This is a genomic window from Paenibacillus algicola (assembly GCF_005577435.1).
In the GTDB taxonomy this organism is placed as follows: domain Bacteria; phylum Bacillota; class Bacilli; order Paenibacillales; family Paenibacillaceae; genus Paenibacillus_AQ; species Paenibacillus_AQ algicola.
The window spans coordinates 2,578,111-2,599,758 of record NZ_CP040396.1 but is presented as its reverse complement, the minus strand read 5'-3'; the positions used below and the strand labels follow the sequence as shown (position 1 = coordinate 2,599,758).

The following is a 21,648-nucleotide window of genomic DNA, read 5'->3' as shown; positions in this document are numbered from 1 at the left end:
TGGTCGCCATGGATCAACGATGTGTCTATTCATTCATCATTGCACACGAAACACGAAGCCGGGCTTATGCTGCCCGGCTTCTTCCTGCTTCCTTGGCGGAGCTGCTTGAAATTGCCGTTTATGGTGCATAGGAACGCAGCGCCCTTGTCATAATAAGGTCAGCGAGCATTGCAAACCACCATAGAAAGGTAGAGTGCAGCATGAACAATACCAAGGTATGGCTGCTGATCGGCATTGCAGTCATTGTATCCGCCGCCGTATTCCGCACCGAGCCGGCAGACCAGCCTGCTCCTACTCCTATAGCGCAGGTCCCATCTATGCAGGAAGAGCAGGAGCTACTGCCTGTGTTTAGCCAGGAGGCTGTGAAATACGGCTCCACTGGTGAGGATGTCTATGAGCTGCAGGGCAGATTAAAGCATCTGGGTTTCTATAACGGCAAGATTGACAGTGTCTTTGGGCCTGACACCCTGAAATCGGTGAAATGGTTTCAGTCTAGGTTCGGCATGAAGGTTGATGGCATTGTAGGCCCGAAGGTCAAGCTGAAGCTGTACAATGCTACGAAGGACTTCCGTCCGACTGAGCCGAAGCTGCATGAGAACGACGGCAAGAGTGCAGGTGAGCAGGAGCAGGGTGGAGCCGCCAGCTTGGCCTCTGGCAATACAATGGGCCTTTCAGACAATGAGCTGAAGATTATGGCGAATGCTGTTTATGGAGAAGCCCGCGGCGAGCCCTTTGAGGGACAGGTTGCTGTCGCGGCAGTAATCCTGAATCGGGTCAAATCGCCCACCTTCCCGAATACGCCATCCGGCGTTATTTTCGAGCCCCGGGCCTTTACTGCGGTAGCAGACGGACAAATCTGGCTGGAGCCGAACGAGCAGGCCAAGAAGGCGGTGATCCAGGCGCTGAACGGCTGGGATCCTACGGGCGGCTGCACCTACTATTTCAACCCGGAAACGGCCACATCACCGTGGATCTGGACCCGGCCTCAAGTAAAAACCATAGGCCAGCACATCTTCTGCATGTAATGGTTTGAGTGAGAGCAGCCGAGGCTTGTCTTCGGTTGCTTCTTCTCTTTGAAGTGGGTTAGAATGGAAGTTAACGATATGCCAATGAAATAAGAAATCTACGTGGTAAGGGAGTTTTGGACGTTGACGACAATAACGGGATTTGAACACGGCCAGGTCGGCGGAATACGGATCCATGTGCTGCCCACCCGGCGCTTTAAGACTTTTGCCATCTCGCTGTATGCCGGTACTTCCCTATCGGAAGAAACTGTGACTTCCACTGCCTTGACTCCATTCGTGCTGCGCCGCGGGACGGTCAGCTATCCGGAAACCCGGGCTTTCCGTGAGCGTCTGGAGCAGCTGTACGGAGCCGGCTTCGGCTTTGACGTCTATAAACGGGGCGACCATCAGATTGTTCATTTTCGGATGGATACGATTAATGATTCATTCGTGCAGAGCGAGGAAGGCCTGCTGGAGTCTTCCTTCGCCTTTCTAGGGGAAGCATTGTCCTCTCCGGTGCTGGAGCAGGGAGTGTTTCGCAGCTCCTATGTGAAGACAGAGCGTGACACCGTGCGGAAGAAGCTGGAAGCGATTATTAACGACAAGATCCGTTATGCCGCTGAACGCTGCGTGGAAGTGATGTGCAGTGATGAGCCTTACCGCCTTCATCCTTTGGGTCAGCGGAGCGATCTGGACAGCATCACACCGGAGAGCTTGTACGCAGCATACACACAATGGCTGAAGAATGCTGTCTTTGATTTATACGTGGTTGGCGATACCGATCTATCGCAAGTAGAGAAGCTCGTTGCGGAGCATTTTCAGATAAATCGCACTGAGTCTTCCCAGTATGAGTCCTCGGTCGTGACGACAAGATCCCGGGAGCCGCAGACCGTGGTAGAGAAGCTGGATGTCAACCAGGGCAAGCTGAATCTCGGGCTGCGAAGCACAATCACATACCGCGATGAGGATTACGCTGCTGCACTCATGTATAACGGAATACTAGGCGGTTATCCGCACTCCAAGCTGTTTGTGAACGTCCGTGAGAAGGCTAGTCTGGCGTACTATGCATCCTCCCGTTACGACGGTCACAAAGGGATTGCTACGATTCAGTCCGGCATAGAGATTCCGAATTATGAGAAGGCTGTGGAGATTATTAAACAGCAGCTTCAGGATTTGGCCTCCGGGCAAATTACAGAGATGGAAATGACGCAGACCAAGGCGATGATCCGCAATGTCGTGAAGGAAATGCAGGATTCTGCATTTGAGATGATTGCTTATGATTTTAACCGGGTCATTTCCGGAAAAGAACGCACGGCCCAAGAGCTGCTGGAGCAGGTTGAGTCCATTTCTGTAGATGATGTTCAGCGCGCCGCGAGCTCTTTTCAGCTGGACACGATATATTTCCTGAAGGGTCAAAAGGAGGAGTAGCCGGTGGAACGCATACAATACGACAACCTGCAGGAGACACTGTATTACGAAGTGCTGGATAACGGATTGCATGTTTATGTGCTGCCGAAGCCCGGCTTCCAGAAGACCTATGCCACCTTTGCCACGAAATACGGATCGGTCGATAACCGATTCCAGGTGCAGGGCCAGGAAGAAACCTCGGTGCCGGATGGCATTGCACATTTCCTGGAGCACAAAATGTTTGAAGAGCCGGAAGGCGGTGACGTCTTCGCCAAGTTCGCATCCAAGGGCGCATCGGCGAATGCGTTTACGAGCTTTGATCAAACGGTTTATCTGTTCTCGGCTACCGAGCATGTCCTGGATAATCTGGAGACCTTGATTGACTTCGTGCAGACTCCGTACTTTACGGATGAAAATGTAGAGAAGGAGAAAGGTATCATTGGCCAGGAAATCAATATGTATCAGGATAATCCGGACTGGCGTTTATATTTCGGTTTAATTGAAGCGATGTACAAGGTGCATCCAGTTCATATTGATATTGCAGGAACGATTGAGTCGATCGGAACGATTACGAAGGAAGATCTGTATACCTGCTACAATGCCTTTTATCACCCTAGCAATATGCTCTTATTCGTCGTGGGCGGGGTAGACCCGGAGCAGACCATTGCGATGGTCAGAGAGAACCAGAGTCGGAAGTCGTACCCGCCGCAGGGTCAGATTCGGCGTATTTTTGACGAAGAGCCGCAGGCGCCGTTCCAGGAGCGGAAGGTAAGCAGATTGGCTGTCTCGCTGCCTAAATGCTTGTTTGGCTTCAAGGAGAAGGTCACGGGACTTGGGGCCGAGGAGCAGCTGCGAAGAGATCTGAGCAGCAAGCTGATGTTGGATCTACTATTCAGTCCCAGCACGGAGCTGTATCAGAAGCTGTATGATGAGGATTTAATTTCGGATAATTTCTCTCACGAATTCAGCAGCTCGGTACAGTATGCATTCTCTGCGGCCGGCGGGGACACGAGAGATCCGGAGCTTCTGCTGAGCCGGATTCGTCAAGAGCTGGAGTCTCTGAAGGCAAAGGGATTTCATGCTGAGGATTTTGAACGGGCCAAAAAGAAAAAAATGGGCGGGTACCTGCGCATGCTTAACTCGCCGGAGAACATTGCGCATGAGTTTACCCGCTACCAATTCCGGGGCGCAAACCTGTTTACTGTCTTGCCGATCTATGAATCCATTACACTTGAGGACGTTAACCAGCGGCTTCAGGAGCATGTGCAGTGGGATCAGCTGGCCGTATCTCTGGTACTCAGCCCGGAATGATCTCACGGGCAGAGGTGAAGCCGATCGGGGAGATGACGGTGCTGGTAACGGGGGCCAGCCGGGGCATCGGGGCTGCAATTGCGGAGCGGTTTGCTGCGGTCGGCATGAATATCGTCATCCATTATTCAGCCTCCCATGAAGCGGCCAATGAGGTCGCGCGCAAATGCATGGCGAGCGGTGCGAAGGTGCTGACGGTCTCTGCCGACCTAAAGGATAAAGAGCAGATTCTGCGAATGAAGGAGAAGCTGCTGGACCACGGGATGGAGCCGGATATTCTAGTGAATAATGCCGGCATTGCCCATTATGGCCTGCTGTCAGACGTTTCCGAAGAGGAATGGGATGAGCTGATGGCTGTCAATCTGAAGGGGCTGTTTCTGTGCGCTCAGGCTTTTATGGGCCGCATGGTTTCCCAGCGCTATGGACGCATTATTAATGTGTCCTCGGTCTGGGGACAGTCCGGGGCAGCCTGCGAGGTGCTGTACTCCACCAGTAAAGGCGGAGTGAATGCATTTACGAAAGCGCTGGCCAAGGAGCTGGCTCCTTCAGGTGTTACCGTGAATGCGGTGGCCCCGGGCGCAGTGGATACTTCAATGCTGGATCATCTTCAGGGAGACGATTTGAAGCTGCTGGAGGAGGAAATTCCTGTCGGGCGCCTGGCCCAGCCAGATGAAATCTCTTCGCTGGTGTACTTTCTGGCCCTGCCGGAATCCGGTTATATTACAGGGCAAGTCATTAGTCCGAACGGTGGCTGGATGACCTGATCCATCAAGGTGAAGCATGACTTGGATGCTGCGGGTGGCGGATTTACCCACGCATAGCTGAGGAAGAGGGCGGACATATTAGTATTGTTCATCCCTAACACCCAATGCGAAATCACAAGGAGGCTTACATCATGTCATCCGTACTCAAGAACTTCGATTCCTGGAAAAAGTTTCTCGGCGAGCGTGTCGTTCAGGCCGAAAAAGCAGGCATGGACGAGAACACCATTTCTCAGCTGGCCTATGAAATCGGTGATTTTCTAGACGAAAAGGTCGATCCCGGCAACCATTCCAACCGCGCTCTGAAGGAAATTTGGGATGTGGGCAACGAGGAAGAGCGCCGCACGATCGCGAAGCTGATGGTCAAGCTGGCCAAAAATAACGCCTAAATCACCGCTAAGACCGGTGCTTTGCAAAAGTCATGAAAAGCCCCCTTGCTTCAGGGGGTTTTTTTATCCCAGGTTACAGAGTTGTCCTTGCCTTTCATTTTCATTTTATATATCATTAACGTGACCCGTTTCTCGACTTTTTACCTTTGAAGTTTGTCGAAATGTGATGGGAAAGAAGCAATGATGAGGTGTAATTGTGGAACCTAAACAATGGTATATGGAGTACAAGATACATAAGAACCGGCCGGGCCTGCTGGGTGATATCGCATCCATGCTAGGGATGCTGGAGGTCAATATTCTGACCATTAACGGGGTTGAGGGACAGACCCGGGGCATGCTGCTCGAGACAAGTGATGATGAGAAAATCTCTCTGATGGGCCAGATGCTGAATAAAGTAAGCAACATTACAATTACTGCCCTGAGACCGCCTAAGCTGGTGGACATTCTGGCGGTTCGACACGGCCGCTACATTGACCGGGATTCGGACGATCGCAAAACGTTCCGTTTTACACGTGATGAATTAGGACTTTTGGTGGATTTTTTAGGAGAACTGTTTAAGAGAGAAGGCAATCAGGTGATTGGACTTCGGGGTATGCCCCGTGTCGGCAAAACAGAGTCTATTATCGCCGGCAGTGTCTGCGCGATGAAGCGCTGGACTTTTGTATCCTCTACGCTGCTGCGTCAAACGGTTCGCAGTCAGCTGTCGGAGGAAGAGCTGAATCCATCCAATGTTTTTATTATTGATGGGATTGTGAGCACGATTCGCTCGAATGAGCGGCACTATCAGCTGCTTCAGGATATTATGAGCGCCCCGAGCACGAAGGTGATTGAGCATCCGGATATTTTTATTCGGGAATCGGAATACAGCTATGATGATATTGATATTATTATTGAGCTTCGAAACAACCCGGGCGAGGAAATACTCTATGATACGTTTACCGGCACATATAGTGATGATCTATAGAGGGTGATCTAGCACCGTAAAATCCAAGGGGAGGTGATGGCATGTCCGAACTGGGACAACAATTGAGAGAAGCGCGTCTTCAAAAAGGAATGAGTCTGGATGACGTGCAGGAGATAACGAAAATACGCAAACGCTACCTGGAAGCCATCGAGGCTGGCGATTATAAGGTGCTTCCCGGCAGCTTCTATGTACGGGCCTTCATCAAAACCTACGCGGAGGCGGTGGGTCTGAATCCGGATGAGCTGATGGAGGGACATAAGCAGGATATGCCGAAGGCTGCACCGGAAGCCACGATGGAGCCCGTTATTCAGAAGCGCTCGAGCCGAGCTTCCTCGGATCGCAACACAAGCTGGCTTCCGACGGTATTGATGTGGACTTTTCCGGTATTAATCGTTGCAGTCATCGTATACTACGCTTTCCTCGCGAACAAAAGTGATCCGAATGAAGGCTATACAGCTGTGCCGCCTGCCCAAGAACAGCCAAGCGGCGAAGGCGCGTCCGGAGAGGGCGGCGGCGGGGAGCAGCCTGCCGAGCCATCGGATAACGGGGAAGCGGGAACAGATAATGCGCCTGTTGATGAGGAACCGGCTGAGGGCTCCGGAGAGGATGCTGAGGGCAACGGAGACGGTGCAGAGGACGGCAATTCGGAGGAAGAACCCGCCGAGGAGGAACCTGTGAATGTGTCTGTTACGCAGGACCGCTCGGAAGGAAAGTATACGATCTTTAAAGTGGCATCCCCTGCGGGTGCCGGTGTACCGGTTGAGATTACAGCCAGCGGAACGAGCTGGGTTGAAATTTACCGGGGCTATAATTCTCAGGGTGAGAATTTATATTATGGCAACATGAATGCGGGCGATGTTTTCACCGATGAGATGGATGCTCAGGGGCTGTACATCAAGTCAGCCTACTCTCCAGCGACAGTTATTAAAGTAGGAGGACAGGTCGTTACTGACGGCAAGTCCACCTCGAGACTGTTTTTTGAGCCTGTGGATGCTGAAGCTAGCGGTGAATGATCTCTCCGGTGATGATGGTGCTGGCAACGGGCTTGAATAAGGCTGGCATACACCGGGAAGAGTAATAGGTATAAGGTTTGCGATGCAGACCTGCCTGTACTCTCTTGGAAAAGGATGGCCTTGTTATGACTGTGAGCTGGATCGTTACGGGGCTGGGCTTCATTGTCAGCCTGTTAGGCTATTATCTGATCCCTTCGGATTGGGGCTACGGCATTCTGGGCTTCGGTCTTGCGCATATTGCGCTTGGTGTTCTGGATATGTTCCGTCAGCCTGCCCGCAGCGGCGAAAAGTCCTAAACTGCAGCAGCCCTGTTTCCGTTGAAGGAGACGGGGCTGCTGTTTATCTCTGTCCGTTCTGCTGTATATATTTAGGGGCATTAGACTTCATGCCTAAGAATCTCTTATAATAGATAAATATTATGTCGTTGAAAGGAATGGTCACAGCTAATGGCTTCAGAAAATTCGTTTGATATTGTATCCAAGATGGACATGCAGGAGCTGAACAATGCCGTCACTCAAACGGAGCGGGAGATTGAGAACCGCTTTGACTTCAAGGGCAGTAAGAGCAGCCTGAAGCTGGAGAAGGACGCATTGGTTATTGTTTCGGATGATGAGTATAAATTGAATGCGGTCATTGATATTTTACAGACCAAGATGGTCAAGCGCGGCTTGTCGCTGAAAAATGTCGAATACGGCAAGCTTGAGCCGGCCTCCATGGGCACGGTGCGTCAGCGTCTGTCCTTGAAGCAAGGAGTTGATCAGGAGAATGCGAAGAAAATTAACATTCTGATCCGTGATTCTAAGCTGAAGGTAAAGAGCCAGATTCAAGGGGACCAGATTCGTGTAACCGGCAAGAGCCGGGATGATCTGCAGGACGTTATGCAGCTACTGCGTAAGGCCGATCTGCCGCTGGACCTTCAATTTACGAACCTGAAATCATAATGTAGGCTCACACGGAAGAAACTCGTTCTCTTTTTGACACGGTGCAGTGCTTAATATTATACTGAAACTCGGCATTGAGGCATTCAGTAGGTTATGCATTTACATACAACTACGGCGCTGGAAGCCGATTCGCTTGAAGCTGACGGCACGGCTCGTTAGAAGAAGAACCCCATTGCAGGGAGGCTGTTTCATGAATTTACCGAATCGCATAACGATCGCGCGAATTTGCTTGATTCCCGTTATGATGATTTTTCTGCTCGTCGATTTTGATTTTTATCCGGAGCCGATTGTGTGGGAGGGCTTCTCGCTGCCCTTTAATCAGCTGATCGCAGCCTTGATATTTATTCTGGCTGCAAGCACGGACTGGATAGACGGGTACCTGGCCCGGAAGCACAATATGATTACCAACCTGGGAAAGCTGCTTGATCCGCTGGCTGACAAGCTGCTCGTTGCGGCGGTACTGATTTCTCTGGTCGAAATGGGCAAGGTAGAATCATGGATCGTGGTCGTCATCATCAGCCGGGAGTTTGCGGTTACAGGCCTGAGGCAGATTGCTTTGCTGGACGGCGCAGTAGTAGCTGCAGGAAATTCTGGAAAGCTGAAGACGATTGTTCAGATTGTGGCGATCTCGGCGCTGTTGATCAACAATTTTCCGTTCGTATTTGTCGGAATTCCGTTTGATCGCATTGCCATCTGGGCTGCAGCGATCATAACGATTTACTCCGGAGTCGAATACTTTGTAAAGAACAAGCATCTTTTGCGCGGTGTTGGCGCGTCATAGCAATAGGAGAAATCCTATTGCTTTTTTCTTCCATAAAGTGCCCATCGTATAGCTTTAAAATTTGAGATCACGACATACAGAGAGGCTGGGAGCTATGAAGGCTGAAATTATTGCTGTAGGTACAGAGCTGCTGCTGGGGCAGATCGTGAACACGAACGCACAATTTTTATCCAGAGAGCTGGCTGGAATGGGGATCGATGTGTATTATCAGACTGTTGTGGGCGACAACCTGTCACGTCTGAAGGAAGCGCTGCAGCTATCCAGCGCGAGAGCCGACATTGTCATTCTCTCCGGTGGACTGGGTCCGACCCAGGATGACTTGACGAAGGAAGCGGTGGCTGAATACTTGGGCACGAAGCTTCACTATGACCGTCTTGCGCTGGATAAGCTGGAGCGCTTTTTTCAGGATCGTAGCAAGCCGATGACGGAGAACAACAAGCGCCAAGCGCTAGCCATTGACGGCGGTACCCCGCTGGACAATGAAACCGGGCTTGCAGTAGGCAATGCGGTGTCTAAAGATGGCAGACATTATATAATGCTGCCGGGACCACCCAAAGAGCTGATCCCCATGTTTCAACAGGAGGTCAAGCCGTGGCTGCTGCAGCATGTTTTGACCGATGAGCTGCCTATTTACTCCAAGATGCTGAAATTCGCCGGCATTGGAGAGTCGGCATTGGATGACCGTCTTACAGACCTGATTACGGGCCAGAGTGACCCTACGATTGCGTTATACGCCAAAGATGGAGAGGTTACGGTTCGTATTTCCACGAAAGCAGACAGTGAATTGAAGGCGATGGAGAAGCTGGATCAGCTGCAGGCTGAGATTGAAGCCATCGTGCCGGATCACATGTATGCCAGCCAGGATGTGCCGATCGAGCAGGTGATCGTAGACCTGATGGCCGATCAGGGCCTGACACTGAGCGCTGCCGAAAGCTGTACCGGGGGGCTCGTTATGGAAACGCTGACGTCCATTCCGGGAAGTGCCACAATGCTGCGCGGAGGTGTGGTCTGCTACACGAACGAAATGAAGCATAAGCTGGTAAACGTACCGTTACATTTGCTGGAAGGGGAGAACGCGGCAGGAGCGGTCTCAGCGGAAACGGCCGAGGTGCTCTGTGAGCAAATCCGAATGATTACAGATAGTGATTTCGGTTTGTCGATCACAGGGGTGGCTGGTCCGGGATATGCGGAGCGCAAGCCGATCGGGCTTGTATATATCGGGATTGCCGAGCGCGGTAAGAAGACAGAGGTTCACGAGCTGCACATCAAGGGAAATCGGGAGACGATTCGGGTTCGGGCGACCAAAGCATTGCTGTATCGTTTGTGGAGACGCTTGAAAGCAACCGAGCAGTAAAATTTTAACATTTTACTTGCCGCATTCTCCTCAGACAGGTATAATGGAGATACGGAAGAACCGTGGCATTCTATAGAGGAAAGCCGCGGTTCTTATTTTTTTGTCACGTGCCGGGGCTCCTTGAGGGGGTAAACAGCGGCACACAAAAAAACGAATGTATGTTCGAAAAAAAGCTTGGCAAACGTATCAAAACAAGGTATTATTATGTTATCAACATTTGAAGGGTTGTGGATGAATTGTCAGATCGTCGTGCTGCGCTGGATATGGCGCTCCGCCAGATTGAGAAACAGTTCGGTAAAGGCTCCATCATGAAACTCGGTGAGTCTACTCATATGCAAGTTGAAATCGTGCCAAGCGGCTCCTTGGCGTTAGATATAGCTTTAGGTACAGGCGGACTTCCAAGAGGCCGTATTGTTGAGGTATACGGACCGGAATCCTCGGGTAAGACAACAGTGGCACTGCACGCCATCGCTGAGGTTCAGAAGGTGGGCGGACAGGCTGCATTCATTGATGCGGAGCATGCGCTGGATCCATCTTATGCAAACAAACTGGGCGTTAACATTGACGAACTGCTGCTTTCCCAGCCGGATACGGGAGAACAGGCTTTGGAAATTGCCGAAGCACTGGTTCGCAGTGGGGCGGTTGACATTATTGTCATTGACTCTGTAGCAGCACTGGTGCCGAAAGCGGAAATCGAAGGCGATATGGGTGATTCCCACGTGGGTCTGCAGGCGCGTCTGATGTCACAGGCTCTGCGTAAGCTTTCGGGTGCTATCAGCAAATCCAAGACCATTGCAATCTTTATCAACCAGCTGCGCGAGAAAGTTGGCGTCATGTTCGGTAACCCGGAAACGACGCCGGGCGGACGAGCTCTGAAGTTTTACTCTACGGTACGTCTGGACGTTCGCCGGATTGAGAGCATCAAGATGGGCAACGACGTGGTGGGTAACCGTACCCGTGTCAAGGTAGTCAAGAACAAGGTAGCGCCTCCGTTCAAGCAAGCGGAGCTGGATATTATGTACGGTGAAGGTATTTCCAGAGAGGGCAGCCTCATTGATATCGGCACGGAACTGGACATTGTGGACAAGAGCGGTGCATGGTACTCCTTCTCCGGTGATCGTCTGGGACAGGGCCGGGAGAATGCGAAGCAGTTTTTGAAGGAGCACCCGGAAATTGCTGAAGTGATCGAGAACAAGATTCGTGAGGCCAGTAACCTGACAACGAATGTTCCGGTGCAGAGCGATAGCGAGAAAGCACAGGAAGATATGGAAGAACAGGAATTGTTCAAGGCAGAATAATTGATCTCCTTTTCATGGTAGATCGTGTGAAAATCCCGCACCGTGTTGAAGAACACGGTGTTTTTTTTCATCTGTAACGTGGAGTCATGGTACAGCAAAGCTGGAAGGAGAGGACTCATGCATCGTTATCAACAGGAACAACAGCTGGAAGGAACGGATTTATCGGATTTTCCAGAGGGAGAGGACCTAATCATTACAGCTGTAGAAGCTCTTCGCAAGCCAAGACATCGCTATCTTATATGGTTTGGACCGTATAGTATGTCTGTGCATGAGGACGTGATGATCAAGTATGTGATGACGAAGGATGCTGTCTTCCATAAAGCAGAGCTATTGGACATCGTAATGGCTGACGAAGAACAGCGTGCCTATGTGGAATCATTAAAATTTCTGGAACGAAAGCCGAGAACGGCGAAGGAGATTCAGCAGCGGCTGATGCAGAAAGGAATGACCGAGGATGCCATTCAGAAATCACTGCAGCGGCTAAGCCAGGAAGGTCTCATTAATGATGCCTGGTATGCAAAGCAGTGGGCCGAGCAGCGGATATCCGGTCACAAGAAGGGCAAAATGTGGGTAAAGCAGGAGTTAAGACAAAAGGGCATTGACAGCGAGATCATTACGGAGGCCCTGGATGAAGTGGATGAAGAAGCAGAGCTGGAGAGCTGCTATATCATCGGACGAAAGAAGTGGCAGCAGAGTAAAGGGGAGATCTTTGAGCGCAAACGGAAGACTGGAGCCTTTCTGATGCGCCGGGGCTTCACGGGCGACCAGGTGCGCAAGACCGTGAATCGGCTGGTGCAGGAGGAAGGGCAGGATGAAGAACTGGAGGACGAGTCCTTTCATTGAGCAGCCGTTCGGGCAGCTGGAGGTTTCCCTGTGCTTTCCCTTGACAATATCTTTTCCTAAATACTAAAATAAATAGTGAATCGTTATCATTCATAAAGCCTTTTTCCTTCCCAAAAAGCGACTTTTATGAAAGATTCATATTCAACCAATTCATAGTGAAGTGCAATGCTGCCGCAAGGCAGGCTATGCACGGTGGTACGTCCGTGTGCTGCGTGGACGGCAGAGGCTTCTGCCGCAATTTTATGAATGAAGTTAAGGTGTTTTGACAACTGCACATTCCCAAGGAATGCCTTGGAGGAACCAACGAGGAGGTGACACAGATGCAGATGCCAGTATGGGGCTGGATCCTCGTTCTCTTGGTAGCCGCTATATTCTTTGGGTTCGGTTATTTTATTCGCAAATCCCTTGCAGAAGCTAAAATTTCCAGTGCGGAACATGCCGCCGTCCAGATCGTCGAAGATGCGAAGAAGGAAGCGGAAGCGCTGAAGAAAGAAACGGTTCTCGAAGCGAAAGATGAAGTGCACAAGATTCGAGCCGAAGCTGAAAAAGACACCCGCGAGCGCCGCAATGAAATACAGCGGCAGGAACGGAGATTGTTGCAAAAGGAAGAGTCGCTGGATAAAAAATTAGAATCTTTGGAACGTAAAGAAGAGCAAGTGGCGAACAAAGAGAAACGAATCGATGAAACCCAACAGCAGATTGATTTGATTTATAAGAATCAAGTCACAGAGCTGGAGCGGATCTCCAATCTGACGATGGAGGATGCTCGCAGCATTATTCTTAGCAATGTAGAACAGGAAGTTCGCCATGAAACGGCACAGATGATTAAAGAGATTGAGCAGCAAGCGAAGCAGGAAGCGGATAAGAAATCGCGTGAAATTATTACGCTGGCTATTCAGCGCTGTGCTGCCGATCATGTTGCAGAGACAACCGTTTCTGTAGTCACACTGCCGAATGAAGAGATGAAGGGCCGAATTATCGGTCGTGAAGGTCGGAATATTCGAGCACTGGAAACGCTGACGGGTATTGATCTTATTATTGATGATACGCCAGAGGCCGTGATTCTGTCTGGCTTTGATCCGATCCGGCGCGAAATTGCTCGCACCGCCTTGGAGAAGCTGGTCGCGGACGGACGTATCCATCCGGCCCGCATCGAAGAGATGGTGGAGAAATCCCGGAAGGAAGTGGATGAACGTATCCGGGAGTACGGGGAACAGGCCACCTTCGAGGTTGGCGTTCACGGATTGCATCCAGATCTGATCAAAATTCTCGGTCGCCTGAAATTCCGTACAAGCTACGGCCAGAACGTGCTGAAGCACTCCATGGAGGTCGCGTATCTCACAGGCCTGATGGCTGGCGAGCTGGGAGAAGATATTACTCTGGCGAAGCGGGCAGGCTTGCTGCATGACATTGGTAAGGCGCTGGATCACGAGGTGGAAGGATCACACGTGGAAATCGGTGTCGAGCTCGCGAAGAAGTACAAGGAGCATCCGGTGGTCATCAACAGTATCGCATCTCACCACGGTGATTGCGAAGCCACATCCGTGATTGCAATGCTCGTCGGAGCAGCAGATGCTTTATCTGCAGCGAGACCGGGCGCAAGACGAGAAACGCTGGAGACGTACATCAAGCGGCTGGAGAAGCTTGAAGGGATTACAGAATCCTTTGATGGCGTGGAGAAGTCCTACGCGATTCAAGCGGGCCGTGAGGTTCGCGTCATGGTTCAACCAGAGAAGATTGATGATGCGGAAGCATTCCGCCTGGCACGTGACATCACGAAGAAGATCGAGAATGAACTGGATTATCCAGGTCATATCAAGGTTACGGTCATTCGAGAGACGCGCGCGGTGGATTACGCTAAATAAGCAATGGACCCCTGAAGTGGCCGAGGAATTCGGCCACTTTTTTAAATGTCTGAGCTGAGACGTAAGAGATGAACCCACAAGGAGTGATTGGCATCAACGTATTATTTATCGGTGACATTGTAGGCAGCACAGGACGAAAAGCACTTCGAGCGACATTGCCGGCACTGAAATCCAAGTACAATCCGCATATTATTATCGTTAACGGTGAAAATGCAGCATCCGGCAGAGGGATTACCTCAGCCATTGCGAATGAGTTCTTCAATTGGGGCGTGCATGGCATTACGATGGGCAACCATACGTGGGATAATCGGGACATTTTTGAATTTATTGACGATGAGCCGCGTTTGATTCGCCCTGCTAACTTCCCGGCAGGCACTCCAGGTAGAGGCTACACGGTCGTTAAAGCTAACGGCAAGGAGCTGGCGATCATCAACGTGCAGGGAAGGACCTTTCTGCCGGCGATCGAATGTCCGTTTCGGACTACCGATGAGATTGTGGATGAACTGAAGCAGAAGCACAAGCATATCCTGGTGGATTTTCATGCCGAGGCGACTTCGGAAAAAATTGCTATGGGCTGGCATCTGGATGGACGGGCATCCATTGTCGTTGGAACTCATACGCATGTGCAAAGCAACGACGACACAATCCTGCCGGAAGGAACAGCTTATATTACAGACACCGGCATGGTTGGCTCCAAGGAAGGTGTGCTGGGAATGCAGCGGGACAGTGTGCTGTATAAATTCAAGACACAGCTTCCGGCACGCTTTGTGGTGGATGAAGGGAAATGGCATCTTCATGGTGTGTTCGTGAAGCTTGACGATGCAACCGGCCGTGCCATAAAAATTGAAAAAATCCGCCGTTACGAAGATGAATGGCAGATGGATTAAAATATTCTCCAGCGGTTAAAGAGTAAATAAGGGCAACTGGCAAAAAGAAGGAATTTTTTGGACATCCGCGAATAACATGGATATAAAATAAACTTTATTTTATATAAGCCATGAAGCCATGAAAGCCATGAAAGCAAACCATCACTCAACATTCCCAGGGGAGGTACTTACCATGGAAGTATTAAAAGTTTCAGCAAAATCCAATCCAAATTCAGTTGCAGGAGCGCTTGCAGGTGTGCTTCGTGAGCGTGGAGGTGCAGAGCTTCAGGCGATTGGAGCCGGAGCCCTGAATCAAGCCATTAAAGCCGTAGCGATTGCCCGGGGATTTGTAGCACCGAGCGGGGTGGATCTAATCTGTATCCCTGCTTTCACGGATATTGTTATTGATGGAGAAGACCGGACCGCGATTAAATTGATCGTCGAACCAAGATAAGGGACGGAATGTTGAGAGGATGAGCCTGTTTACATGAACTTGGTAAACAGGCTTTTTGCTATGACTAAAAGCTGTAAGGGGGGCGCATATGACAAAGGTTGTGGATTTTCACTGTGATGCACTGAGCAAGCTGTGGGAGAAGCCTGGATTGGCTTTTTTAGATGCTAAAGAGCTGGATGTATCCTTCAAAACGATGGAGCAGGGCGATGTAGCTCTGCAGGTGTTTGCGGTGTTTTTAGCCGAGCGGTTCGGCAGGCCCAGCTTTGAACGCGTTCTGGCTCAGCTGGACATATTCCGGAATAAGCTGGCCGCAGGACCTCTGGAGTGGCTGAAGTGGAAGGAACAGATTGCAGAAATCAGAAGCGGCAGGCAGCGCTTTGGCATGCTTTCGTTGGAAGGGCTGGACGGGCTGGAGGGAAATTTGTTTTATGTGCAGCTGTGCTATGAGCTCGGAGTGCGGTTTATGGGCTTGACGTGGAACCATGCAAACTGGGCTGCTGACGGGGTGATGGAACCGCGGGGCGGTGGACTGACACGCAAAGGCCAGGAGTTCGTTGAGCTCTGCCAGCAGCTAGGGATATTACTGGATGTGTCTCACCTTTCCCCTGCCGGCTTCTGGGAGCTGGCTGAGATGAGCCGGCGTCCGCTGATTGCCTCTCACTCCAACTGTATGTCGGTATGCAGCCACCCGCGGAATCTGAGTAATGAACAAATTCAAGCGTTAATCGCCATGGATGGCTTGATCGGACTGACCTTCGTACCCTGGTTTATCCGAAATGAGGCCAAGGTGGTTACTCCCGAGGATCTGCTTCCGCATATTGAGCATGTCTGCTCCTTAGGAGGCGCAAAGCACCTGATGTTCGGGTCGGATTTCGACGGAATTGATGAGTGGGTAAACGGGCTGGAGAATGCGTCTCGCTATCCGGAGTTTATCAACGTGCTGCTGAGGCATTATCCGGAGGAGCTTGTCAATGACTTCATTTCTGGCAACGCGCTGACCTTCCTGGAGAAGCATCTTCCATCACAAAATGGATAGCAGAACACAGCTAGAAAATATTTCTTGCCATTTTCACATTAAACCGATAAACTTTATCGTAATTAAAAAAAGCAATGGTGATATGACGCTTCAGAACTTATAATAGAACAAGTGCAGAACAGCTGCGACGCTGAGATGATGCATGGATTGGAAAAGGAGTGGAATTGTTTGATTAACCAGTTATCGTGGAAAATTGGCGGCCAGCAGGGTGAAGGTGTCGAGAGTACAGACCGGATTTTCTCAACAGCTTTGAATCGTCTGGGCTATTATCTTTACGGCTACCGTCATTTCTCATCCAGAATTAAAGGCGGTCATACGAATAATAAAATAAGAATCAGCACGGATCCCATTCGCTCAATCTCGGATGATCTGGATATTCTCGTGGCCTTTGACCAGGAAAGTATTGACCTCAATGCGCATGAGCTGCGTCCGGGCGGCGTAGTAGTAGCAGATTCCAAGTTCAATCCGACCGTGCCGGACGGTACCCAGATCCGCTTGTTCTCTGTACCCATTACGGCCATTGCTGAAGAGCTTGGAACGTCACTGATGAAGAACATGGTAGCTTCCGGAGCGTCGTGGGCGCTTCTGGGACTGCCGTTAGACGTATTTAACCGCGCGGTGGAAGAGGAATTTGGCAGAAAGGGCCCGGCTGTCGTAGAGAAGAACCTGGAGGCTGTGAAGCGAGGCTCAGACTATGTCCTGGAGCTGGCCGGAGGCCCGCTGGATGAATTTAAGCTGCTCCCAGCAGATGGTAAGCAGAAGCTGTTTATGATCGGCAACGATGCCATTGGACTTGGCGCGGTAGCAGCAGGCTGCCGTCTCATGAGCGCATACCCGATTACCCCGGCTTCTGAAATCATGGAATATTTGATTAAGCAGCTTCCTAAATTTGGAGGCACAGTCGTTCAAACCGAGGATGAAATTGCTGCGGTGACCATGGCGATCGGTGCCAATTACGCTGGCGTCCGGACGATGACAGCGTCCGCAGGCCCGGGCCTTTCGCTCATGATGGAAGGTATTGGTCTTGCAGGCATGACAGAGACACCGGTAGTTATTGTAGATACCCAGCGCGGCGGACCGAGTACAGGCCTTCCAACGAAGCAGGAGCAAAGTGATATCAATGCTATGATTCACGGAACACACGGTGAAATTCCGAAGATCGTGCTGGCGCCAAGCTCTATTGAAGAGTGTTTTTATGATACGATCGAGGCCTTTAATTTGTCGGAGAAATACCAGGTGCCGGTCATTCTGGTAACCGATCTGCAGCTGTCGCTGGGCAAGCAGTCCTGTGAGCCGCTGGATTACAGCCGGATTGTGATCGATAGAGGAAGCCTAGTAGCCCAGGCGCCGGAGCTGGAAGAGAAAGAGCTGTTCCCGCGCTATGCGCTGACTGAGAATGGAATTTCGCCACGGGTACTGCCAGGACAGAAGAACGGCATTCACCACGTGACCGGAGTCGAGCATGACGAAACCGGACGTCCGTCCGAATCAGCGATCAACCGAAAGAACATGATGGATAAGCGTCTTGGCAAGCTGTCGGGTCTTGAAGTCAGAGATCCGGTTCTGGTAGATGCGCCTTATGAGACACCGGACCTGCTCATTATTGGAATGGGTTCGACGGGAGGTACCATTGACCAGGGCAGAGAGCTGCTGGAGAAGGACGGCATCAGCACCAATCATTTGACGGTACGCCTGCTGCATCCGTTCCCGGTGGAGGAAGTGCTGCCCTATGTGGAACAAGCCCGACAGGTTATCGTGGTGGAGAACAACGCCACTGCACAGCTTGCCGGCCTGGTGAAGCTGCATTGCGGACATGGAGACAAGATCAAGAGCGTACTGAAATATGACGGGAATCCGTTCCTGCCATCCATTATTTATCATGAGTGCAAGCAGATCTGCACAGCAAGCAAGGAGCTGGTATAATGGCAACCTTTAAGGAATTTCGTAACAATGTGAAGCCGAACTGGTGCCCTGGCTGCGGAGATTTCTCCATTCAGGCTGCGATCCAGCGGGCCGCAGCGAACACAGGATTAACACCGGAGGAGCTGGCGGTAATTTCGGGCATTGGCTGCTCCGGACGGATCTCGGGCTACATTCATGCCTATGGCCTGCATGGTATTCACGGCCGTGCACTCCCGATTGCGCAGGGAGTCAAGCTCGCGAACCGAGACTTGACGGTTATCGCTTCCGGCGGTGACGGAGACGGCTTTGCGATCGGGATGGGTCACACCATTCATGCTATTCGCAGAAATATGAACATCACGTATATCGTAATGGACAATCAGATTTATGGCCTGACCAAGGGACAAACCTCTCCCCGCAGTGCAGAGGGCTTCGTGACCAAGAGCACGCCTAGCGGCTCGATCGAGACGACCTTGTCGCCATTGGAGCTGGCCTTGTCGGCTGGCGCTACGTTTGTGGCTCAATCCTTTTCCAGTGACATTAAGCAGTTAACGGCATTAATTGAAGAGGGCATCAAGCATGAAGGCTTCTCAATTATTAATGTATTCAGTCCATGTGTGACCTTCAACAAGGTGAATACCTACGAATGGTTTAAAGAGAATATTGTCAATCTGGACTCTTTCCCGGATTATGATCCGAGCAACCGGATCCAGGCAATGACGAAGCTGATGGAAACGGGTGGATTGCTGACCGGTCTGATCTATCAAGACCAATCACGCAAAAGCTATGAGAATCAGATTCAAGGCTTCAAAGAGACGCCTCTGGCCCAACAGGACCTGGCGTTAACCGAGGAGCAATTTGACCATTTGATGGCAGAATTCAGATAATTGTTTGAACAGGCAGTGCGGCTTCCGTGCTGCCTTTTTATTTTTGGGTAATAGAGAGTATAATGGACGTTGGCATGACAGCATATAGAGAAAAACAAGGAGTGAGACAGATGAGTAAAACTGTTCCGGTGGGGGTTTCCGCCCGCCACATTCATTTGAGTCAGGAGCACATCGAAGCATTATTTGGAGCCGGCTATCAGCTGACAGAATTCAAGCCGCTCTCGCAGCCGGGTCAATTTGCTGCCAATGAAACTGTAGCTGTGATCGGCACCAAGGGTCAATTTGACAAGGTTCGTATTTTGGGTCCTGCCCGCAAGGCATCCCAGCTCGAAATATCCCGTACCGATTCCTTCGCAATCGGTGTTAAGGCACCTGTTCGCGAATCTGGCTATATTGATGGTACGCCGGGGATTACAATCAAAGGTCCGGCCGGTGAGGTAACCCTGGAGCAGGGAGTCATCGTGGCCGCGCGCCATATTCATTTTCACACCTCAGATGCAGAAAAATGGGGGATACAGGATAAAGATCTGCTTAAAGTTCGCTTGGGTGGAGAGCGGGGCCTCGTTCTTGAACATGTAGTAGCCCGCGTATCCCCGGACTTTGCACTTGATATGCATATTGATACCGATGAAGCCAATGCTGCCGGTGCGTCCACTGGAGATACAGCAGAAATCATCGACTAGCGGTTCCCTGCGGTGCAGCCGCCTTGACCTAGAGCAAGCCTTCGGGCTTGCTGAGGCCGGGGCGGCTTTTTCATGTTAACGTGTGGAGTAAATAAGCAGCTGATGCTGTGGCGCAGCATGTTTGTCAGGGGCTCAAGAATAAGGACCCCGGCAGTAGCCGGATGGGGAAGATCATGATATAATCAGAGACAATGCCTTTATTGGCGGTAATGTCGTTTAAGGGACTTTTACGGATTTAAGGAGTGACCAGCTGAATGTCCAAGGAGAAGAAGGATTACTCCAAGTATTTTGATTTTTCCGATGCGAAAGTGCTCTCCGAGGATGAGCGCGGCAAAAGAATCCGCATTCGCGGCCGGGAGATTAACATACTATCGGAGCCTGATCATAGACAAGAGAAGCAGCGCGGGAAACAAGATGTACAGGTACTGTACAATACAGAGGTGCCTGAAGAGTTTAAACATATCGGCAAAGACAAGTACTATTTGGTATATACGTATGGCTGTCAGATGAACGAACACGATTCAGAGACGATCAAGGGGCTTCTGGAGCAAATGGGCTATATGCCGACAGAGGACCGCAAGCAGGCAGATATTATTCTGCTCAACACCTGTGCGATCCGCGAGAATGCGGAGGATAAGGTGTTTGGTGAGCTGGGGCATATGAAGCATCTGAAGGTGGAGAAGCCGGATCTGCTGCTGGGTGTCTGCGGCTGTATGGCGCAGGAGGAAGGCGTAGTCAAGCGGATTTTGCAAAAGCATGGCTTTGTGGATCTGGTCTTCGGCACACATAACATTCATCGCCTGCCACACCTCATTCAGGAGGCTCTGCTCAGCAAAGAGCTCGTTGTGGAGGTATGGTCCAAGGAAGGCGACATCGTCGAGAATCTGCCCAAGAAAAGAGAAGGTCTGCGCGGCTGGGTTAACATCATGTACGGCTGCGACAAATTCTGTACCTATTGCATCGTGCCTTACACCCGTGGTAAAGAACGGAGCCGCCGGCCGGATGATGTGATTGCCGAGGTGCGTGAGCTGGCCAGACAGGGCTTTAAGGAAATTACGCTGCTGGGCCAGAATGTGAACGCCTACGGGAAGGATTTTACGGATATTCAGTACGGTTTCGGAGACCTGATGGATGAAATCCGCAAAATTGATATACCTCGAGTGCGCTTTACGACCTCTCATCCGCGGGACTTTGACGATCATCTGATTGAGGTGCTGGCGAAGCGGGGCAATCTGGTGGAGCATATTCATCTCCCGGTTCAATCCGGCAGCAGTGAGATCCTGAAGAAGATGAGCCGCAAGTATTCGCGGGAGGTTTATCTGGAGCTGGTCGGAAAGATCAAGCGAGCCATTCCGGACGTTGTTCTGACTACAGATATCATTGTGGGCTTCCCGGGCGAAAGTGATGAGCAGTTCGAAGAGACGCTCTCCCTGGTCCGTGAAGTAGGCTTTGATTTCGCCTACACCTTTATCTATTCTCCGCGGGAAGGAACGCCTGCAGCGGTTATGGAGGATAATGTTCCGATGGCTGTCAAGAAGCAGCGTCTGCAGCTTTTGAACGATGCAATTCATGAATACAGCCGCAAGAGCAATGACCGGATGAAGGATGCCATTGTGGAGGTTCTGGTAGAAGGGGTCAGCAAGAACAAGGATCATATGCTGTCCGGGAGAACGCGCAGCAATAAGCTGGTCCATTTTGAAGGCACCGAGGATCTGATTGGCAGTTTGGTGCATGTTCGTATCACTGATCCAATGACCTGGTATATCAAGGGCGAGATGATGGAGCCTGTCATTCCTGCAAGCGATGCGGTTTAGGTTGTGCAAGTGTGGATTGATAATACTATGAATTGGAGCGATGAACGTGACTCAGGAACAGCGTGTAAATAATTACGG

22 protein-coding genes are annotated in these 21,648 nt (G+C 50.9%); all 22 read left to right on the top strand.

Features of this window, described 5'->3' with window-relative positions; all coding sequences use genetic code 11:
- Positions 1-8 precede the first annotated feature (8 nt).
- Entirely contained in the window at positions 9-131 is a 123-nt protein-coding gene (locus tag E6C60_RS21460; protein WP_267900149.1) for a hypothetical protein, read from the top strand.
- A 69-nt stretch (positions 132-200) separates the two neighbouring features.
- A complete protein-coding gene (gene sleB, locus E6C60_RS12040; protein WP_138226063.1) occupies positions 201-1,025 on the top strand; it encodes a spore cortex-lytic enzyme in 825 nt (274 codons plus the stop codon).
- A 123-nt stretch (positions 1,026-1,148) separates the two neighbouring features.
- On the top strand, positions 1,149-2,432 hold the full coding sequence (gene yfmF, locus E6C60_RS12035) for an EF-P 5-aminopentanol modification-associated protein YfmF (protein ID WP_407669119.1): 1,284 nt from the start codon (positions 1,149-1,151) through the stop codon (positions 2,430-2,432).
- A gap of 3 nt (positions 2,433-2,435) precedes the next feature.
- Complete coding sequence (gene yfmH, locus E6C60_RS12030; protein WP_138226062.1) at positions 2,436-3,722, top strand: EF-P 5-aminopentanol modification-associated protein YfmH; 1,287 nt, start codon at positions 2,436-2,438, stop codon at positions 3,720-3,722.
- A complete protein-coding gene (gene ymfI / locus E6C60_RS12025) occupies positions 3,719-4,483 on the top strand; it encodes an elongation factor P 5-aminopentanone reductase (protein WP_138227780.1) in 765 nt (254 codons plus the stop codon). The genes yfmH and ymfI overlap by 4 nt, the downstream gene beginning before the upstream one ends.
- Before the next feature lie 131 nt (positions 4,484-4,614).
- Positions 4,615-4,869: a DUF3243 domain-containing protein gene (locus E6C60_RS12020; protein ID WP_138226061.1), complete on the top strand. Its 255-nt coding sequence runs from the start codon at positions 4,615-4,617 to the stop codon at positions 4,867-4,869.
- A 196-nt stretch (positions 4,870-5,065) separates the two neighbouring features.
- Positions 5,066-5,833: a DUF3388 domain-containing protein gene (locus tag E6C60_RS12015; RefSeq protein ID WP_138226060.1), complete on the top strand. Its 768-nt coding sequence runs from the start codon at positions 5,066-5,068 to the stop codon at positions 5,831-5,833.
- A 41-nt stretch (positions 5,834-5,874) separates the two neighbouring features.
- Complete coding sequence (locus E6C60_RS12010) at positions 5,875-6,846, top strand: helix-turn-helix domain-containing protein (protein ID WP_138226059.1); 972 nt, start codon at positions 5,875-5,877, stop codon at positions 6,844-6,846.
- 125 nt (positions 6,847-6,971) lie between these two features.
- A complete protein-coding gene (locus E6C60_RS12005; protein WP_138226058.1) occupies positions 6,972-7,142 on the top strand; it encodes a DUF4175 domain-containing protein in 171 nt (56 codons plus the stop codon).
- Positions 7,143-7,292: 150 nt separating this feature from the next.
- On the top strand, positions 7,293-7,787 hold the full coding sequence (locus E6C60_RS12000) for a YajQ family cyclic di-GMP-binding protein (protein ID WP_138226057.1): 495 nt from the start codon (positions 7,293-7,295) through the stop codon (positions 7,785-7,787).
- Positions 7,788-7,977: 190 nt separating this feature from the next.
- Positions 7,978-8,568 (top strand): CDP-diacylglycerol--glycerol-3-phosphate 3-phosphatidyltransferase, encoded by a 591-nt coding sequence (pgsA, locus tag E6C60_RS11995; protein WP_138226056.1) that lies wholly within the window; start codon positions 7,978-7,980, stop codon positions 8,566-8,568.
- Positions 8,569-8,662: 94 nt separating this feature from the next.
- Complete coding sequence (locus E6C60_RS11990; RefSeq protein WP_138226055.1) at positions 8,663-9,922, top strand: competence/damage-inducible protein A; 1,260 nt, start codon at positions 8,663-8,665, stop codon at positions 9,920-9,922.
- Between the two features lie 236 nt (positions 9,923-10,158).
- Positions 10,159-11,220: a recombinase RecA gene (gene recA, locus E6C60_RS11985; protein ID WP_138226054.1), complete on the top strand. Its 1,062-nt coding sequence runs from the start codon at positions 10,159-10,161 to the stop codon at positions 11,218-11,220.
- 117 nt (positions 11,221-11,337) lie between these two features.
- Entirely contained in the window at positions 11,338-12,063 is a 726-nt protein-coding gene (locus E6C60_RS11980; RefSeq protein ID WP_138226053.1) for a regulatory protein RecX, read from the top strand.
- Between the two features lie 326 nt (positions 12,064-12,389).
- A complete protein-coding gene (rny, locus tag E6C60_RS11975; RefSeq protein WP_138227779.1) occupies positions 12,390-13,928 on the top strand; it encodes a ribonuclease Y in 1,539 nt (512 codons plus the stop codon).
- Positions 13,929-13,996: 68 nt separating this feature from the next.
- Entirely contained in the window at positions 13,997-14,815 is an 819-nt protein-coding gene (locus tag E6C60_RS11970) for a TIGR00282 family metallophosphoesterase (RefSeq protein WP_243895989.1), read from the top strand.
- Positions 14,816-14,987: 172 nt separating this feature from the next.
- On the top strand, positions 14,988-15,248 hold the full coding sequence (locus E6C60_RS11965) for a stage V sporulation protein S (protein WP_006211249.1): 261 nt from the start codon (positions 14,988-14,990) through the stop codon (positions 15,246-15,248).
- A gap of 88 nt (positions 15,249-15,336) precedes the next feature.
- Positions 15,337-16,284 carry a dipeptidase gene (locus E6C60_RS11960; protein WP_138226052.1) on the top strand — a complete coding sequence of 316 codons (948 nt, stop codon included), beginning with the start codon at positions 15,337-15,339 and terminating at the stop codon, positions 16,282-16,284.
- A 168-nt stretch (positions 16,285-16,452) separates the two neighbouring features.
- Positions 16,453-18,207 (top strand): 2-oxoacid:acceptor oxidoreductase subunit alpha, encoded by a 1,755-nt coding sequence (locus tag E6C60_RS11955; protein WP_138226051.1) that lies wholly within the window; start codon positions 16,453-16,455, stop codon positions 18,205-18,207.
- The gene (locus E6C60_RS11950) at positions 18,207-19,073 is read left to right on the top strand and encodes a 2-oxoacid:ferredoxin oxidoreductase subunit beta (protein ID WP_138226050.1); all 867 of its coding nucleotides are present in this window, start codon (positions 18,207-18,209) and stop codon (positions 19,071-19,073) included. Before E6C60_RS11955 ends, E6C60_RS11950 begins: the two co-directional genes overlap by 1 nt.
- 110 nt (positions 19,074-19,183) lie before the next feature.
- The gene (gene pduL / locus E6C60_RS11945) at positions 19,184-19,756 is read left to right on the top strand and encodes a phosphate propanoyltransferase (protein ID WP_138226049.1); all 573 of its coding nucleotides are present in this window, start codon (positions 19,184-19,186) and stop codon (positions 19,754-19,756) included.
- A 254-nt stretch (positions 19,757-20,010) separates the two neighbouring features.
- On the top strand, positions 20,011-21,570 hold the full coding sequence (miaB, locus tag E6C60_RS11940; RefSeq protein ID WP_138226048.1) for a tRNA (N6-isopentenyl adenosine(37)-C2)-methylthiotransferase MiaB: 1,560 nt from the start codon (positions 20,011-20,013) through the stop codon (positions 21,568-21,570).
- The last annotated feature ends 78 nt before the right edge of the window (positions 21,571-21,648 follow it).

Coding starts and splice junctions, on each gene's coding strand:
- E6C60_RS21460 (WP_267900149.1), top strand. CDS start 9: ATGGATCAACGATGTGTCTATTCATTCATCATTGCACACGAAACACGA.
- sleB (WP_138226063.1), top strand. CDS start 201: ATGAACAATACCAAGGTATGGCTGCTGATCGGCATTGCAGTCATTGTA.
- ymfI (WP_138227780.1), top strand. CDS start 3,719: ATGATCTCACGGGCAGAGGTGAAGCCGATCGGGGAGATGACGGTGCTG.
- E6C60_RS12020 (WP_138226061.1), top strand. CDS start 4,615: ATGTCATCCGTACTCAAGAACTTCGATTCCTGGAAAAAGTTTCTCGGC.
- E6C60_RS12010 (WP_138226059.1), top strand. CDS start 5,875: ATGTCCGAACTGGGACAACAATTGAGAGAAGCGCGTCTTCAAAAAGGA.
- E6C60_RS12005 (WP_138226058.1), top strand. CDS start 6,972: ATGACTGTGAGCTGGATCGTTACGGGGCTGGGCTTCATTGTCAGCCTG.
- E6C60_RS12000 (WP_138226057.1), top strand. CDS start 7,293: ATGGCTTCAGAAAATTCGTTTGATATTGTATCCAAGATGGACATGCAG.
- pgsA (WP_138226056.1), top strand. CDS start 7,978: ATGAATTTACCGAATCGCATAACGATCGCGCGAATTTGCTTGATTCCC.
- E6C60_RS11990 (WP_138226055.1), top strand. CDS start 8,663: ATGAAGGCTGAAATTATTGCTGTAGGTACAGAGCTGCTGCTGGGGCAG.
- E6C60_RS11980 (WP_138226053.1), top strand. CDS start 11,338: ATGCATCGTTATCAACAGGAACAACAGCTGGAAGGAACGGATTTATCG.
- rny (WP_138227779.1), top strand. CDS start 12,390: ATGCCAGTATGGGGCTGGATCCTCGTTCTCTTGGTAGCCGCTATATTC.
- E6C60_RS11970 (WP_243895989.1), top strand. CDS start 13,997: ATGAACCCACAAGGAGTGATTGGCATCAACGTATTATTTATCGGTGAC.
- E6C60_RS11965 (WP_006211249.1), top strand. CDS start 14,988: ATGGAAGTATTAAAAGTTTCAGCAAAATCCAATCCAAATTCAGTTGCA.
- E6C60_RS11960 (WP_138226052.1), top strand. CDS start 15,337: ATGACAAAGGTTGTGGATTTTCACTGTGATGCACTGAGCAAGCTGTGG.
- E6C60_RS11950 (WP_138226050.1), top strand. CDS start 18,207: ATGGCAACCTTTAAGGAATTTCGTAACAATGTGAAGCCGAACTGGTGC.
- pduL (WP_138226049.1), top strand. CDS start 19,184: ATGAGTAAAACTGTTCCGGTGGGGGTTTCCGCCCGCCACATTCATTTG.
- miaB (WP_138226048.1), top strand. CDS start 20,011: ATGTCCAAGGAGAAGAAGGATTACTCCAAGTATTTTGATTTTTCCGAT.